Below are 14,265 nucleotides of genomic sequence, written 5' to 3' on the forward strand. Positions count from 1 at the left end.
TAATTCCGCGCCCATTGCCCCATCTTATGTTAAAATAATGAAAAGCCATCCTTTTGTGGGTTAGCTGACAGAATGCATACATATATAACCATTTTATGGATGTTCAGAAACAGAAAATATCAAAAATTTACAAAGTTGTTTTTTGAAGTGCTTTTTAGGTACGAAGGAGGTTGGTTCATGCATCTTTCATCTTATTTTGATCGACAGCGTACGGAGGATTTCATTATGTTCTCCCCTTCACATTGGATTGCTCTGTCTATCATTACATTGGTCTGTATACTGTTTTACAGTTTAAGATTCGAGATTCGGACTGATGTGAGACTTCGGCAAAGTGTGCGCTTGCTGCTGATTATTATTCTTTTGTTCTCAGAAACAGGACTTCAAATATGGTACCTCTCTCAAGGCGTATGGCAATCCAGTAGCTCACTCCCGCTCGAACTATGCGGAATTACTTTACTACTATCCGTTATCATGCTGATCACTCGCAGCCGAGCACTATATTCCTTTCTGTATTTTGCTGGGATTGGTGGAGCATTCATTGCTTTACTCACACCGAATCTGGTCTATCCATTCCCTCATTTCCGATTTCTACTGTTCTTTATAGCACATGGTGGTATTGTTCTCGCTTCTCTTTATATGACCTGGATTGAGGGCTATAAGCCCACTTGGAAATCTCTCCTGTTCACCATGCTTGGACTAAACATTGTGGCCGCTTGTGTGTGGATCGCCAATTACATCCTAGGATCTAACTACATGTTCTTATCTCATAAGCCCAGCACTTATTCTGTATTGGATTATTTCGGGCCTTATCCTTATTACCTGCTTGTTGAAGAGTTGTTTGCCTTCATTGTGTTTCTGCTCATGTATTTGGTATTCTTCTGGGTGCCAGAGCAGCGTAAATCGAGACGTAAACGAATAAGCCGGATTCCCTATTAAATAAGAAAAGGCCAGCCTCCGATAATCCGGAGACTAGCCTTTTTAAATTAAGAATTCTTAAGCTTCGATGATTTCTATCGAAGTCATTTTGTCGCGTCCTTTGAAAGTATCAACAAGATCCATACCTTCAACTACTTTACCGAATACAGTGTGAACTCCATCCAAGTGTGGTTGCGGTGCATAGCAGATGTAGAACTGGCTTCCGCCTGTGTTCTTACCCGCATGTGCCATAGCAAGTGTTCCGCGCTCGTGCTTGTTTGGGTTGATTTCGCAGTTGATTGTGTATCCTGGACCACCAGATCCAGTTCCGTTAGGACATCCGCCTTGAGCTACGAAACCAGGGATAACACGGTGGAATGTCAATCCATTGTAGAAACCATCTTTTGCTAGCTTTTCAAAGTTAGCTACAGTGTTTGGTGCATCTTGATCGAACAAGTCAATCAGCACTACGCCGCCATTTTCAAGAGTAATTTTCGCTTGCTTTGCCATATGTAAATGACCCCTTTCAAAATTAACAAATTTAGAATACCTCAATTATATTACTATGAAACTACGCACAAAGCAAAGCAAGCAGGAGTAATTCCTGCTTGCTCTTTATGCCTTACCAGTTTTCCCTACCTAACATTAACGGCTGTTACTTAGCAACAGCAGCTTGTTTAGCGATACGCTCAGGAACAATATCGTTGGCAATAAGATCATTATAGCTTTCGCGACGCACTACAAGATCGCTGTGTCCGTTCTGAACGAACACTAAAGCCGGACGACGAAGCCGGTTGTAGTTGCTCGCCATGGAGTAATTGTAAGCGCCTGTGCAGGCTACAGCCAACAGATCGCCGCTTTCAGCCTCAGGCAGCTCTACATCCCAGATCAGCATATCTCCGCTCTCGCAGCATTTACCAGCGATGGATACAGTTTCTGTAGCCTCTTCATTCGCACGATTAGCAAGTAATGCCTCATATTTAGATTGGTACAATGCAGGACGTGGATTATCAGTCATCCCACCGTCAACGGCAACGTACTTACGCACGCCTGGGATATCCTTGTTCGTACCTACTGTATAAAGTGTAGTACCTGCATCTCCAACAATACTACGGCCCGGCTCCACCCAAATTTCAGGCAAAGCATTATAGATTCCAGCAAAATGAGTCTTCACGGCATCCGTAATTGCAGTTACATATTCAGAAACATGTAATGGGGTATCCCCCTCAACATAACGAATACCGAAACCTCCACCTAGGTTTACTACACGGAAGTCCACTTCCAAACCTTCTTTAACACTACGAGCAAAACTCGCTACACGTTCAACAGCAAGCTGGAATCCATCCGTTTCAAAAATTTGAGAACCAATATGGGAATGTACGCCAAGCAGCACTAAATTCTTTTTGCTGACTGCCGCTTTAACTGCTTCATAAGCTGATCCATTACCGATATCAAATCCAAATTTGGAATCGGTCTGGCCTGTTGTTATATACTCATGCGTATGAGCTTCGACACCTGGTGTCACACGTAACAAGATGTTAACCTTAACTTCTTTACGTGATGCAATCGACTGCAAAAGATTAAGCTCTACCAGATTATCGACTACAAAACAGCCGATCCCGGCATCAATCGCCATTTCGATCTCTTCAGACGTCTTATTGTTGCCATGAAAATGAATGCGTTCTGCAGGAAAGCCAGCTTGCAAAGCAGTATAAAGTTCGCCATCAGATACAACATCAAGCGATAAGCCTTCTTCATCAGCCAAACGAACCATAGCCATTACTGAGAACGCCTTACTTGCATAAGCTACTTGGAACCCAAGTCCAGAGGATTTAAAAGCATCCATATATTCCCGGCAACGTTGTCTCACCAATTGCTCGTCCAATATATATAGCGGGGTTCCATATTCCGCCTTCAATTCAGTTACATCACATCCGCCGATCTCCAAATGCCCAGCATCGTTAATTCGGCTAGTACCGTGTAGAAACATTCTTTAGTCCTCCAATTTCTGTGGAATATCAAGGTTCCACCCTGTCTTTAGTGTATTCAGTATAACAGACAGTGGGAACTCCATTGAATGGACTAATTTGCAGTAGTTTTGTATTTTACTACGATTGTTAATCATTCTTTTGAGTAGGCGGCACCCTTGTATTGTCTCTAGTTTTGTTGAAAGACGGCCTTGTCTTCGAGCTTAAGACTGGCTTACGCACTAGAATTTCACTCATTGCCTTTGCATTAAAAGGTATAAACGGCCACATATAAGACGAGTTATAGGAGCGATGGGTAGTAAGGAAAATAGTCAGTAGCGTCGTGCCAATCATAAATCCTGGCACCTGGAATGCCGCTACGGCAACTAGCAACGCAAGCCTGACGATTCGATTCGCAAGACCCAGCTCATAACTCGGGGTTGCAAACATACCAATGGAGGCTACAGCCATATACAGAACTACCTCGTTTACAAACAAACCACTCTGAACCGCTATATCGCCAATCAATATAGCTGCAATCAGACCCATCGCTGAACCTAAAGGCGTTGGTGTGTGTACTGCAGCCATCCGCAGTAAATCAACCCCAAGCTCCACAATTAGAAACTGGGCGAGTATTGGAATTCTGGCGGTCTTTTGAGGTCCAATGAAATCCAGCATAGCCGGCTTTAGTTCAGGATGAATGACAAGCAACATCCATAGCGGCAGCAGGAACATGGACGCAAATATACCGATGAAACGGACCCACCGCAAGTACGTTCCCATAAAAGGAGTCTGACGATTCTCCTCTGCATGCTGACAAAGATCAAAAAAAGTAGTCGGAAGAACAATAACAATTGGTGAGGTATCTACAAACAGTATTACCCGTCCCTCCAATAAATTGGAAGCTACGACGTCGGGGCGTTCAGAATAACGCACCATAGGATATGGATTCCATCCACCGCCGATAATCGCCTCCTCTAATTGTTTATCTGCCAGAGGAATACCATCAATATCAATGCTTTTGATTTTGTCGATAACAGACATAACCTGTGTTTTATCAACGATATCATCAATGTAAGCCACGCATACATCTGTTTGTGTCCGTCGTCCAACCCGAAATAGCTCATATTTCAGCCCTGGATCTCGAACCCGTCTTCTGACAAGCGAGATATTGCTCAGTAAAGTCTCTGTAAAACCGTCGCGCGCACCGCGCACCACCCGATCAATCGAAGGCTCGGCTGGACTGCGACTAGGGTAAGAACGAGTATCCATGATGATAACTTTGTTCTCACCTTCGACGAATAGCACGCTCAAGCCTTCAAGTACCTTCTCGATACTTTCACTTAAAGAATTCCCCTCTTCCACCTGGATGTGAGGGACATATTCATTCATAAAGCTAGACAGCACACCCGTAGACAGATTCTCAGAGGTGAGATAGGTCAAACGTTTTAGAATATCATCGGTCACATCTGTGTTGGTAAAACCACTTAAACAGAGTAGAGCTGTCTTATGTCCGCCAAAGGACATCTGTCTGAACGTTACATCAAAGCTTGTGCCCAGTCCCATTACCTCAGTAAGTGTTTGTTTCGTATCTTGCAAGGACATTGGGATTTCATCATTACCTTGCCAGTAAATGACGGATTCTTTTAATGAGTTGGAGTGCTCGCGATCTCGTTTCTTCTGTAGCTTGCTGCTTCCCTTTTTATTGCTGTCTTGTGACTCTTGTTGCGCTTGCTTTTTAGATAGTTTGGACTTTGGCGTCACTTTGGCTTGAGATTCTTCCCCGGACTCTGTTGCGGACTCTGATCCGCCTGTTTGTTGGGTATTCTGATCTTGCGCCTCATCTTCGGATTCAGAGTCTGAATCTAAGCCGAATAACCTGGCAAAAAATCCTTTACTAGGCTCATTCTGCTCCTGATTCCCGAGCTCATCTGACGCCTCTGCATCCTGCTGCCCGGAATCCGGCTGTTCTGATGCTTCAGTGCTTTGCTCTTCTGCCCCTATCTCCGCAGATGCCTCTGCATCCTGCTGCCCGGAATCCAGCTGTTCTGATGCTTCAGTGCTCTGCTCTTCTACCCCTAGCTCATCTGATGCTTCTGCATCCTGCTGCCCGGAATCCAGCTGTTCTGATGCTTCAGTGCTCTGCTCTTCTGCCCCTAGCTCCGCAGATGCTTCTGCATCCTGCTGTTCTTGACTCGGATCAGCTGCTGTAGTATTTTCCGCCGGATCTGCGTCTTCACTGGTCATAGAAGCTCCGTTAACCTCGGTATGATCATCAACTAGATCCTCTGCGGTATTCTTCATTGCTGCGGCAGCCGCAGCGTTTTCTTCCTGATGATCCTCTTCTGGCAGAGAATCACCGCTGTGAATAAATTTGCTCATTCCATAACCTCCGTTTACTGTCGGTATACAAACCAGTCGAACAAAGAACCCGCGACCTTCCCGCTTACCATCGCCATTAACAGCCCGAACAAATAATGTGTCATGTTCAAGCGTTTAGCGAGTATCGGCAGCACATTTAATACCTCGGTCAATGCTGCAGCGAGCATCCCGACAAAAATCCCGTCAAAAAGTCCTATACCAAGTTCAACTAAAGGACCTGAGGATATTTTCCAATTCCAAAAATCACTTACGGTTCCTAGCAATGATCCAACTACCATCGCACCCTCGTACCAATGTACTTTATCGTAAGAAGAAGTTAATTGAGCCAGACGGGGCACCATGTCGAGAACCACAAATAAAGCGATCACACCACCACCTACAGCGATCCCCCCTGCAATACCCAGCAGCAAATTCAACCCTAGTGTTATAGGTGCCGTCATCTTCCGTCCTCCACGTTCTCTGGTTGATTTTCTCCACGGCGCCTCATTTTGCTATACTCCTCATTGATGACGTATTGGTCGATATTTTTCTGATACAGGTACATTTCCACTTCTAGCGGTGTAGGCTCTTCATTCCACTTTTTCTTAAATAAATGGTTGAAAAAAATGACCATCCCAAAGCCGATTCCTACAGAATACGCAATCTGAAATACAACCGGATGTTCATCCCGATGACCGGTTATCATCTCCACAATTCGGATTTGAACCTCCTGCATGTTTACATCCGCATGAAAATTCATGATTGTCAGCGCAGATCCGAAGAACAGCAGCAGCCACACTAAGACAAACATCGCTACTGAAGGCTTCCGCCTCTCCACTGGACCTTCAATCTGCACAATCGTTCTCCCTTCACCGATCGGCTCAATATCCGCTTCCGGCAAAAGCTCATAAATGCGGGGAATAACCATCAGAAGGTCAATCAAAATTAGATTACCGTCACTTTGCTCTGGCTTCATTAGCAGAATCGATTCCAACGACTCTTTCAGCTCTGGCTCCGCGATCAAAAATGCAATATCACCCAATGTGACACCTTTACCTTTGGGCACCGTCACCCGGTTCTTAAGCTGTATATAGATGGCGGGAGCAGAATGTTGTTTCATCCGCATTCCTCCTAAAGGTTGTGGTCAAGTAGCTCCGGTGCAAGATAACGGTAGTATGGGAGTAAAGCCTTATTTTTACTCTTGAAGCTCTGAATCAATTTCCAAAGATGCTGAAATGTTGAATTTTTATTGGTATCGGGAATGCTTACCCCACCTTACAATCTTGTTATAAAAGAGAAAGGGAGGAGTTTTATGTAAACGGATACAAACATCGCTAAACTAAGGGCGCCTGTTGTTAAAATCCTAATCTGGAGGTTATGATCATGAACAAACAGAACTCAAAAACAACGTTCAAATTGTTCGTTTGCCTGTCTCTCGTGTTTAGTATGTGTTTCAACTTTGGGAATAACAAACCAGCGGAAGCTGCTACGACTTTTGCAAAAGGGGCTGATGTAGGCTGGCTATCGGAGATGGAGTACTATAATTGGTCTTTTTACAATGATAACGGTGTGAAACAAGACCTACTGCAAATTCTCAAAGATCACGGAATGAACTCCATTAGACTACGGGTCTGGGTTAACCCTTCCATTAATTTCTCTAACAAAGCCGATGTTGTGAAACAGGCCGTTCGGGCCAAGAACATGGGTTTCCGAATCATGATTGACTTTCATTACAGTGATACATGGGCAGATCCCGGCAATCAGAAGAAACCTGCTGCCTGGACCAGCAAGAACTTTACAGCTCTAAAGACAGCGGTATATGACCACACGTATGATGTTATGAATACACTCAAAGCTAGCGGTGTTACGCCGGAATGGGTACAGGTAGGGAACGAGACAAATAATGGAATGCTTTGGGAGGATGGAAAAGCTTCTGTAAGTATGAGTAATTTTGCCGCGTTGATCAATTCAGGATATAGTGCAGTAAAAGCGGTCAGTAGTAGTTCAAAAGTCATCGTCCACCTCTCTAACGGCTACGACAATTCCTTATTCCGCTGGATGTTTGACGGTCTGAAGTCTAACGGTGCCAACTATGATGTGATCGGCATGTCACTATATCCCACTACAAGCAACTGGTCTACACTGAATGCTCAGATATTAACGAATATGAATGATATGGTTGCCCGGTATGGTAAAGAGGTGATCATTTCAGAGGTCGGCATGGACGTTAGTGCTCCAACAACGGCGAAAGCTTTTCTTACCGACATCATTAGCAAAACAAAATCGGTAAGTGGCGGTAAAGGGCTTGGCGTGTTCTATTGGGAGCCGGAGAGTTATGGTACATGGTACGCTTACACAAAAGGTGCCTTTGATTCTTCTGGTAAGCCTACGGTGGCTTTAGATGCCTTTTTGAATTAAAAAAGAAGACAGCCACGGTGCTTAACCATTGGCTGTCTTCTTTTCTATCTTAATAATCTTTAGAAATGGAGCGAATCCAGTTTCTTACCTTCAAAATCAAACAGAGCTAAATTGGACCACCCATTCTCATGCCCAACAGACCATTCCTTTTGCGAAGGAATCCAAGCAGGCTCCCAGTAATAAAAACCGATTCCTTTTCCGTTAGGTGTATTCTCAATTACGTTTATGAAATCCTTCATATACTTAGCTTGACCCTCTTCTGTGGCTGGATAACCATCATGGAGCTGGGCTTCCTCATTCACAATTACTGGAAATCCTTCAGGTGCATTCAGTGTCCATGGATAGGCTGTTTCCACCACAATGATATCCTTGTTATAACGCAGCGCTAATTCGTTCAGGTTAAGCTGCAAGTCGTCCAAAGTACCATGCCACCAAGAGTAGAATGATAATCCGATAACATCATAATTTACACCATGTTCTAAGAAACGATCAAAAAAGTTACGGCTCACCGGATGATCAGCACCCCGGTCAATGTGGATCATGATAGACAAGTCAGAATCGACGGATTTCGCGCCCGCTATACCTGCTTTAACTAGCGTAGTGAACTGCTCCCACTGCTCCGGAGTATCACAATCTCCATCAACCTTGCCTTCTCCCCATAACATGCCTGGCGTAATTTCATTACCAATCTGCACCATATCGGGCAGTGTGCCTTGGGACTGTAAAGCTTCAAGGGTCTCGCGTGTATAATCATACACGGCGGATGTCAAACCACTGAAGTCAAGTGCCTCCCAAGCTTTTGGCTTCCATTGGTTAGCTGGATCCGCCCATTTATCTGAATAATGAAAATCCAGTAGAAAATCCAGCCCTGCTTCTTTGATCCGCTTTGCCATAACCAGCGTCCGTTCCAAATTGCAAAAGACGCCTGGAGGGTCATTCCAAATCCGCAGCCGTATGGCATTTACTCCATTGTCCTTAAGGATGTGGAGTAAATCCTCACCTTCCTCAGCAGTCCGAACAGAGCGACTATGGAATTTGCCTCCACCCTGCTCTATTTCATCCAAAAACGAGATGTCCATTCCATTAATAAATGTCGTTATCATCATCCCTACTCCTTTACAGAACCAAGTGTCATTCCTTTAACAAAATACTTCTGCAAGAATGGATATACGATTAGAATAGGAGCAGCCCCGATAAAGATTTGCGCAGCTCTAACCGTTGTCTGCGAGATTAATTCCATCTCCTTCGGATTAATGCTCATGGAGCTCATATCCCGTTGAATGATAACGGTCTGCAGAAAGGTCGCCAGCGGAAACTGCTTGGAATTGTTCAAGTACAACAGTCCATCGAACCAGGAGTTCCAGTGGAACACCATACTAAACAGTGCAATCGTCGCAATCGATGGTAATGAAATCGGTAAGTAAATGCTGAACAAGGTACGGAAATGTCCTGCACCGTCAATTAGCGAAGCTTCCTCCAAATCTTTAGGAATACCGCGGAAGAAGTTCAGCATCAGAATTACCAAGAATGTATTCACCGCGCCTGGCAGAACGAGTACCCAGAAGGAATCCATTAAGCCAATCTTTTGAATAACAATATAGAATGGAATCAGACCACCATTAAACACCATGCTGAACACGAACAACCAGGAATAAACATTCCGGCCTTTGAAGGCTGAGTTTTCCTTAGATAGCGGATAAGCCGCCAGAAAAGTAATCAGAAGCGTAAGTCCGGTTCCGAGTACAGTTCTTTGCACAGATACCCATATGGAGTGTAGGAATATCGGATTATTCATTGTCTTTTTATAAGCTTCCAGAGAGAACTGCTTTGGCCACAAGCCCACCAGATTGGCGTCAGCCGCAGACTTGGCACTGAAAGATACAGCTAATACGTGAATCAGAGGAACAATACACATGAGTGCGAGTATGATCAGAAAACAAGTATTGAATATGTTGAAAATACGATAACCTCTAGTTTTGTAATACATAGGTCTCCCTCTTCCGTTGGTAGTTTAGAAAATGCGATATCCTGCCCATTTTTTAGCCAGACTGTACGATACAAGGATTAAGACCATACTAATGGCTGACTTGAACAGTCCGATTGCTGTACCAAAGCCCATCTCACCATTCAGAATAGCTGTCCGGTATACGAAGGTGTCGATAATATCGCCTTTCTGATAGACCAGCGGATTGTAGAGGTTAAAGATCTGGTCAAACCCTGCATTCAATACATTTCCGAGAGCCAGAGTACCTACCACAACAACCATTGGCAGTAGAGAAGGCATTGTGATAAAACGTGTCTGTTTCCAGCGGGTTGCACCATCTATTTCAGCAGCTTCATATAATGAAGGGTTAATTCCTGCTAGAGCAGCCAGGAAGACGATCGTGTTATAACCAAATTCCTTCCATACATCTGTGAGAATGACCGTGAACCTGAACCAGTTATTATCACCTAAGAAAAATATGGGTTTAATTCCCATACTGCCGAGGATCTGATTGACGAAGCCATCTGTAGCAAGCAAATCTAGCAAGATCCCGCCAAGGATGACCCAAGACAAGAAGTGAGGTAAATAAACCAATGTCTGAATTGTACGCTGTATATAAACCTTGCGAATCTCATTCAATAGAATGGCGAACACAAACGGCACAGCCAGATTGAAGATCATCTTCAGAACGGCAATAATCAATGTGTTCCAAATGACCTGCATGCTGTCATTACGTTCAAATAGATAGCGGAAATTATCTAATCCAACCCACGCTGATCCCGAAATTTTTAGCCATGGCTTATAATCCTGAAACGCCATCACAATTCCGCCCATCGGGATAAAGCTGAAGATGATCAGGAATATCATCGCCGGCAGCAACATTAAGTGAAATGGCCATGTTTTTTTAAGTGTTCTCATTCTTGGTCCCCCATATCGTGTCAAGTTCTTCTGTAACCATACTCAAATTATAGCAACGACAGGATTCCCCAAATAGCGAGCAAAACCAATATATATGGTACAAAACCAATCTCTTTACCGTATAGAAACAGAAGCAAATTTATACAAATTCGGATAACCGCTAACGCAAAAAGAGACCGTTCCCACAGCTAAATAAACAGCTGAGGAAACAGTCCCGAATTGTGCTACTCATACTCTTAACAGAGCATTATTTTACGCTGTCATACCATTCATTTACTTCTTTAGTGATTTGGTCGCCACCGCCTGATTTCCAGGTCGCTACGAAGGTATCGAAAGCTTCTAGTGGCTTGTTGCCATAGATGATCTCATTAAACGTTTGGTTCTCGATTTTGTTCAGATAATCCATCTTCGATTTCATAGTTTCAGTAGTAGGACCGGTGAACATATTTTTGAAGGATTTATCCTCTTGTGCCAATAGAACTTTCGCTGCTGCAGGGGTATCTTTACCGTAGTTAACAGCTACATCCTTCTCCAAACGAGTGGTTGGTTCAGCACCATCTGCAAGGTTAAGAAGGGCTTTCATTTGGGCATCCGGAATCCGGGCACCGTCACGAACCAGCATATAACGAACGCTGTTCACATAACCACCAGCAATTTTTTCATTATCAATCATCTTACCGTTTGCATCTAGTTCATAGTCATATCCTGCGAAGAGACCGTTATCTAGCTCGCTACCAGGCTTAGGATCAGCGAAGTTATCGAACAGATAGTTTTGATAGGTGAAGAATGCTTCTGGATTTTTCATTTTAGTGCTAATCAGAGTTACACCGTTGGTGAACTGTGTACCATGACGCATAACTTTACCATCTGGTCCCGCTGGAATTTCAATTGGAGCCCATACAGCATTCGGAGCATTCTTCACAGTATCCTGAAGCGGCCAACCGCTCATCCAGTAAGGTCCTGGGAGAATACCTGCTGTACCCGCCACTGCCGGCTCAGCTGTTTTGTTCTCATCCCAAAGTGCTGCTTCTTGAGGAATATAACCCTTTGCGAGCCATTCCTTCATTTTTTCCAACCCTTGCTTCATACCTGCATTTACAGAACCGTATTCCAATTTACCATCAGCATCAAGATTCCACTGCTGTGGAAGCGTTCCATAAGCACCGAAGATCCAGGAAGGATCGCCCATCCAAGTGTTCATCGATGTCTTAAAGCCGATACTGAGCGGAGTTACTTTATCTGGTGCCAAGCCATCAGGGTTCTGATTCTTGAATGCATCCATAACCTTTTCCAGCTCATCAATCGTTTTAGGTGCTTGCATATTTAGCTTGTCCAGCCAATCTTGGCGGATCCAGAGAATGTAATCATGGTTGTACGCGTAATCAAGTACAGGAAGACCCATTTTTTTGCCATCGCGGCTGTATTGGTTCCATACGTTAGGATCCTGCGCCATGGCTTCTTTCCAAGTAGCTGAGGCGTATTTATCGAACAGGGTCCCCACTTCAGCATACATACCGGAATCGATCAAATCCTGAGCAATCGTGCTATCACCTGTACCGATCGTTACAACATCAGGCATTTCCTGACCAGATGACATCGACAGGCGTAGCTTGGTTCCAAAAGCACCATTCGTATCTGTGATGGACCAAAGTGATTTAATATTGATGCCGAACTTTTCTTTTGTCCACTTCGTAGCAACGTTATTCTCAATGCTTTCCCCATTCTTGAATTTAAGCTCAGGGTCAACACCCCATACCGTTGTAATGGTTACCTCAGGATCATATTTATCCTTGTAGGCGTTTTCAGAATTAGATGTTGTATTGGTAGTCGTATCACCGGCTGTATTCTTTCCATCAGCGGCATTATTGCCCGAACAACCTGCGAGACTACCTACCAAAAGCATACTCATACACAGGAGCGGCAGCCATTTTTTTCTCTTCATCGCGCTCATTTTGTTCCCCCTTAGATTCCTTAAGTGTTGGTTATGACTTAATTATAGGGAACGAAGATGATGTCGAATACGTCATTTAAACAAGGTTTCTGCACCTTTCTCAACCTCTCTATCCGTCACGAAATTCATTTGGTGTCATATTGTAATGCTTTTTGAACATTTTGCTGAAATATTGCGGATTCTGATATCCGAGTTCGGTAGTGATTTCATAGATTTTTTTATTCGTATTCTTAAGTAAATAAAGTGCACGTTCCATCCGCATGCGGATAATATAGTCTCCGAGCCCTTCTCCTGTCTCTGCCTTATATATTTTAGATAAGTATACGGGGTGCAGATACACATGATCCGCTATCGTCTTGACCGACAGATCATGCCCAGAATGGTTCCCTACCAGCTCATGTACCTGCTTAATAATATAACTTTTCGTGTTCTGATCACTTTCTGAGAGTTCCTTCTGAAGCTTGTTTAGCATATCGAACGCCCAGTCCTTCAGTTTGTCAAAAGAAACAATGATGCTCTGAGTCAACATCGGATCGAACGCATATTGGTCGATTTGTGAGATGAACTGCCCCCCTTTGTGGGCAATGTACATGAATGCATTAGTAATGGACAGAAAGACTTCATACAGATGCTCACTTGAAAAGCGTGCATTCTCCATATCTCGGAACACATCAGCTATCTTCTGGCGGGCTGTATCCCATTGTTTAGATTCCAGCAAATGAATGAGCGTTGGCGGACGATAAAGGCTTTCGAGTGATTTGATGCTCATCATCTCCTGAAGATGACGATCCCCCAGATAAAGTACCGAGCCTGTTTCATTATGTGTTGTCAAATACATTGAACTTAAGCCACTTCGATAGGCAGCCGTCATCCCTTCGGGAAAAGCAAACCACTCCGTTACGATAAGCGATATCTCACCCTTCAGGTAGTTACTCACACTAATTCTGAAGTTAGCGATCGCTGACTTAAGGATTTGTTGTCTCGCAGCATCGTAATTATTCGACTTCTCTAACTCTCGCTGGATGACTGGCTTCAGTTCCACAAGCAAAATTAAACAATCATGGGGTGCTTTGCAAAACCAGACATGGAACTGCTCCTTAAAGAGCTCCTCGGCAATATTGCCGATGGCATATTCCATTAAGGAGACAGAATGATGATCCATTGCCGCATAATGCTTACCCAGCTGAATCAATAACATCGCCGCTTCAACATCTGATTCGAAAGAGATTTCATATTCTTTAAGCTTTAATGCAAGTGTCCGCTCAGACAGCACTCTACCAAGCAGTAATTCATGCATCAAGTTAGCCCGTAAGACACTGTAATCGGCTTTGCGATTATAGAGTAGCAAATGATATTTATCATGTGCCTCCCATTCATCTTTTAGAGACTCAATCGCTCCGGAGATACTATTGATAAATTCCTCATCACTTACTGGCTTCAAAATATAATCAAAAGCCTGTAGCTGAATCGCCTTCTTAGCGTACTGAAAATCAGAATAACCTGTCAGCAGAATCGACCGGATATCCGGCCATCTCTCGCTCACCGTTTCAATTAATTGCAAACCGGACATTCCAGGCATCGAAATATCAGTAACCATGATATCTATGTCCTGCTGTTCCAATATTTCCAGAGCCTCGGCACCCGATGCCGCCTGATGTACTTGTTTTACGCCAATCTCGTCCCACGGAATCGTGCGGGCCAGACTTTCTGTTACATAAGGCTCATCATCGACTAACAATATCTCTATCATC

Annotated in this window: 12 protein-coding genes; 2 read left to right on the top strand and 10 right to left on the bottom strand. The window is 43.9% G+C overall.

Annotation, left to right across the window (positions count from 1 at the left end; translation table 11 throughout):
• Positions 1-177: 177 nt before the first annotated feature.
• Positions 178-936, top strand: coding sequence for a YwaF family protein (locus NST34_RS22630; protein WP_076299557.1), 759 nt, complete (start codon positions 178-180; stop codon positions 934-936).
• Positions 937-993: 57 nt separating this feature from the next.
• Here the strand turns inward: NST34_RS22630 and NST34_RS22635 are convergent, their stop codons facing one another.
• The 5 genes from NST34_RS22635 to NST34_RS22655 all read right to left on the bottom strand — a co-directional run bounded on the left by NST34_RS22635 (position 994) and on the right by NST34_RS22655 (position 6,363).
• Positions 994-1,425, bottom strand: a complete 432-nt coding sequence (locus tag NST34_RS22635) for a peptidylprolyl isomerase (protein WP_076299556.1) — start codon at positions 1,423-1,425, stop codon at positions 994-996.
• Between the two features lie 145 nt (positions 1,426-1,570).
• Positions 1,571-2,905 carry a diaminopimelate decarboxylase gene (gene lysA / locus NST34_RS22640; RefSeq protein ID WP_076284538.1) on the bottom strand — a complete coding sequence of 445 codons (1,335 nt, stop codon included), beginning with the start codon at positions 2,903-2,905 and terminating at the stop codon, positions 1,571-1,573.
• Positions 2,906-3,032: 127 nt separating this feature from the next.
• Positions 3,033-4,646 (bottom strand): spore germination protein, encoded by a 1,614-nt coding sequence (locus tag NST34_RS22645; protein ID WP_076284655.1) that lies wholly within the window; start codon positions 4,644-4,646, stop codon positions 3,033-3,035.
• Positions 4,647-5,278: 632 nt separating this feature from the next.
• Entirely contained in the window at positions 5,279-5,704 is a 426-nt protein-coding gene (locus NST34_RS22650) for a stage V sporulation protein AB (protein ID WP_076284537.1), read from the bottom strand.
• Positions 5,701-6,363, bottom strand: a complete 663-nt coding sequence (locus tag NST34_RS22655; protein ID WP_339266226.1) for a stage V sporulation protein AA — start codon at positions 6,361-6,363, stop codon at positions 5,701-5,703. Before NST34_RS22655 ends, NST34_RS22650 begins: the two co-directional genes overlap by 4 nt.
• A 263-nt stretch (positions 6,364-6,626) precedes the next feature.
• Here NST34_RS22655 and NST34_RS22660 point away from each other — a divergent pair, with 263 nt between their 5' ends.
• Positions 6,627-7,661: a glycoside hydrolase family 53 protein gene (locus tag NST34_RS22660; RefSeq protein ID WP_341128808.1), complete on the top strand. Its 1,035-nt coding sequence runs from the start codon at positions 6,627-6,629 to the stop codon at positions 7,659-7,661.
• 59 nt (positions 7,662-7,720) lie between these two features.
• Here NST34_RS22660 and NST34_RS22665 read toward each other — a convergent pair whose 3' ends face one another.
• From NST34_RS22665 to NST34_RS22685, 5 genes are all read right to left on the bottom strand, one after another.
• Positions 7,721-8,767, bottom strand: coding sequence for a glycoside hydrolase family 53 protein (locus tag NST34_RS22665; protein WP_341128809.1), 1,047 nt, complete (start codon positions 8,765-8,767; stop codon positions 7,721-7,723).
• Positions 8,768-8,769: 2 nt separating this feature from the next.
• Positions 8,770-9,648: a carbohydrate ABC transporter permease gene (locus NST34_RS22670; RefSeq protein ID WP_042190304.1), complete on the bottom strand. Its 879-nt coding sequence runs from the start codon at positions 9,646-9,648 to the stop codon at positions 8,770-8,772.
• Between the two features lie 24 nt (positions 9,649-9,672).
• Positions 9,673-10,563 carry an ABC transporter permease gene (locus NST34_RS22675; RefSeq protein ID WP_042129685.1) on the bottom strand — a complete coding sequence of 297 codons (891 nt, stop codon included), beginning with the start codon at positions 10,561-10,563 and terminating at the stop codon, positions 9,673-9,675.
• Between the two features lie 247 nt (positions 10,564-10,810).
• Positions 10,811-12,514: a sugar ABC transporter gene (locus NST34_RS22680; protein ID WP_341060055.1), complete on the bottom strand. Its 1,704-nt coding sequence runs from the start codon at positions 12,512-12,514 to the stop codon at positions 10,811-10,813.
• 109 nt (positions 12,515-12,623) lie between these two features.
• Positions 12,624-14,264, bottom strand: a complete 1,641-nt coding sequence (locus NST34_RS22685; RefSeq protein WP_149647061.1) for a response regulator transcription factor — start codon at positions 14,262-14,264, stop codon at positions 12,624-12,626.
• Position 14,265 lies beyond the last annotated feature (1 nt).

Source organism: Paenibacillus sp. FSL H7-0714, from assembly GCF_038003765.1.
Classification (GTDB): domain Bacteria; phylum Bacillota; class Bacilli; order Paenibacillales; family Paenibacillaceae; genus Paenibacillus_AQ.

What these genes read in the sequence shown, in the direction of transcription:
- NST34_RS22635 (WP_076299556.1), bottom strand. Translation starts at nt 1,425, where the DNA reads ATGGCAAAGCAAGCGAAAATTACTCTTGAAAATGGCGGCGTAGTGCTG.
- NST34_RS22630 (WP_076299557.1), top strand. Translation starts at nt 178, where the DNA reads ATGCATCTTTCATCTTATTTTGATCGACAGCGTACGGAGGATTTCATT.
- NST34_RS22680 (WP_341060055.1), bottom strand. Translation starts at nt 12,514, where the DNA reads ATGAGCGCGATGAAGAGAAAAAAATGGCTGCCGCTCCTGTGTATGAGT.
- NST34_RS22670 (WP_042190304.1), bottom strand. Translation starts at nt 9,648, where the DNA reads ATGTATTACAAAACTAGAGGTTATCGTATTTTCAACATATTCAATACT.
- NST34_RS22685 (WP_149647061.1), bottom strand. Translation starts at nt 14,264, where the DNA reads ATGATAGAGATATTGTTAGTCGATGATGAGCCTTATGTAACAGAAAGT.
- NST34_RS22665 (WP_341128809.1), bottom strand. Translation starts at nt 8,767, where the DNA reads ATGATGATAACGACATTTATTAATGGAATGGACATCTCGTTTTTGGAT.
- NST34_RS22650 (WP_076284537.1), bottom strand. Translation starts at nt 5,704, where the DNA reads ATGACGGCACCTATAACACTAGGGTTGAATTTGCTGCTGGGTATTGCA.
- NST34_RS22655 (WP_339266226.1), bottom strand. Translation starts at nt 6,363, where the DNA reads ATGAAACAACATTCTGCTCCCGCCATCTATATACAGCTTAAGAACCGG.
- NST34_RS22660 (WP_341128808.1), top strand. Translation starts at nt 6,627, where the DNA reads ATGAACAAACAGAACTCAAAAACAACGTTCAAATTGTTCGTTTGCCTG.
- NST34_RS22675 (WP_042129685.1), bottom strand. Translation starts at nt 10,563, where the DNA reads ATGAGAACACTTAAAAAAACATGGCCATTTCACTTAATGTTGCTGCCG.
- lysA (WP_076284538.1), bottom strand. Translation starts at nt 2,905, where the DNA reads ATGTTTCTACACGGTACTAGCCGAATTAACGATGCTGGGCATTTGGAG.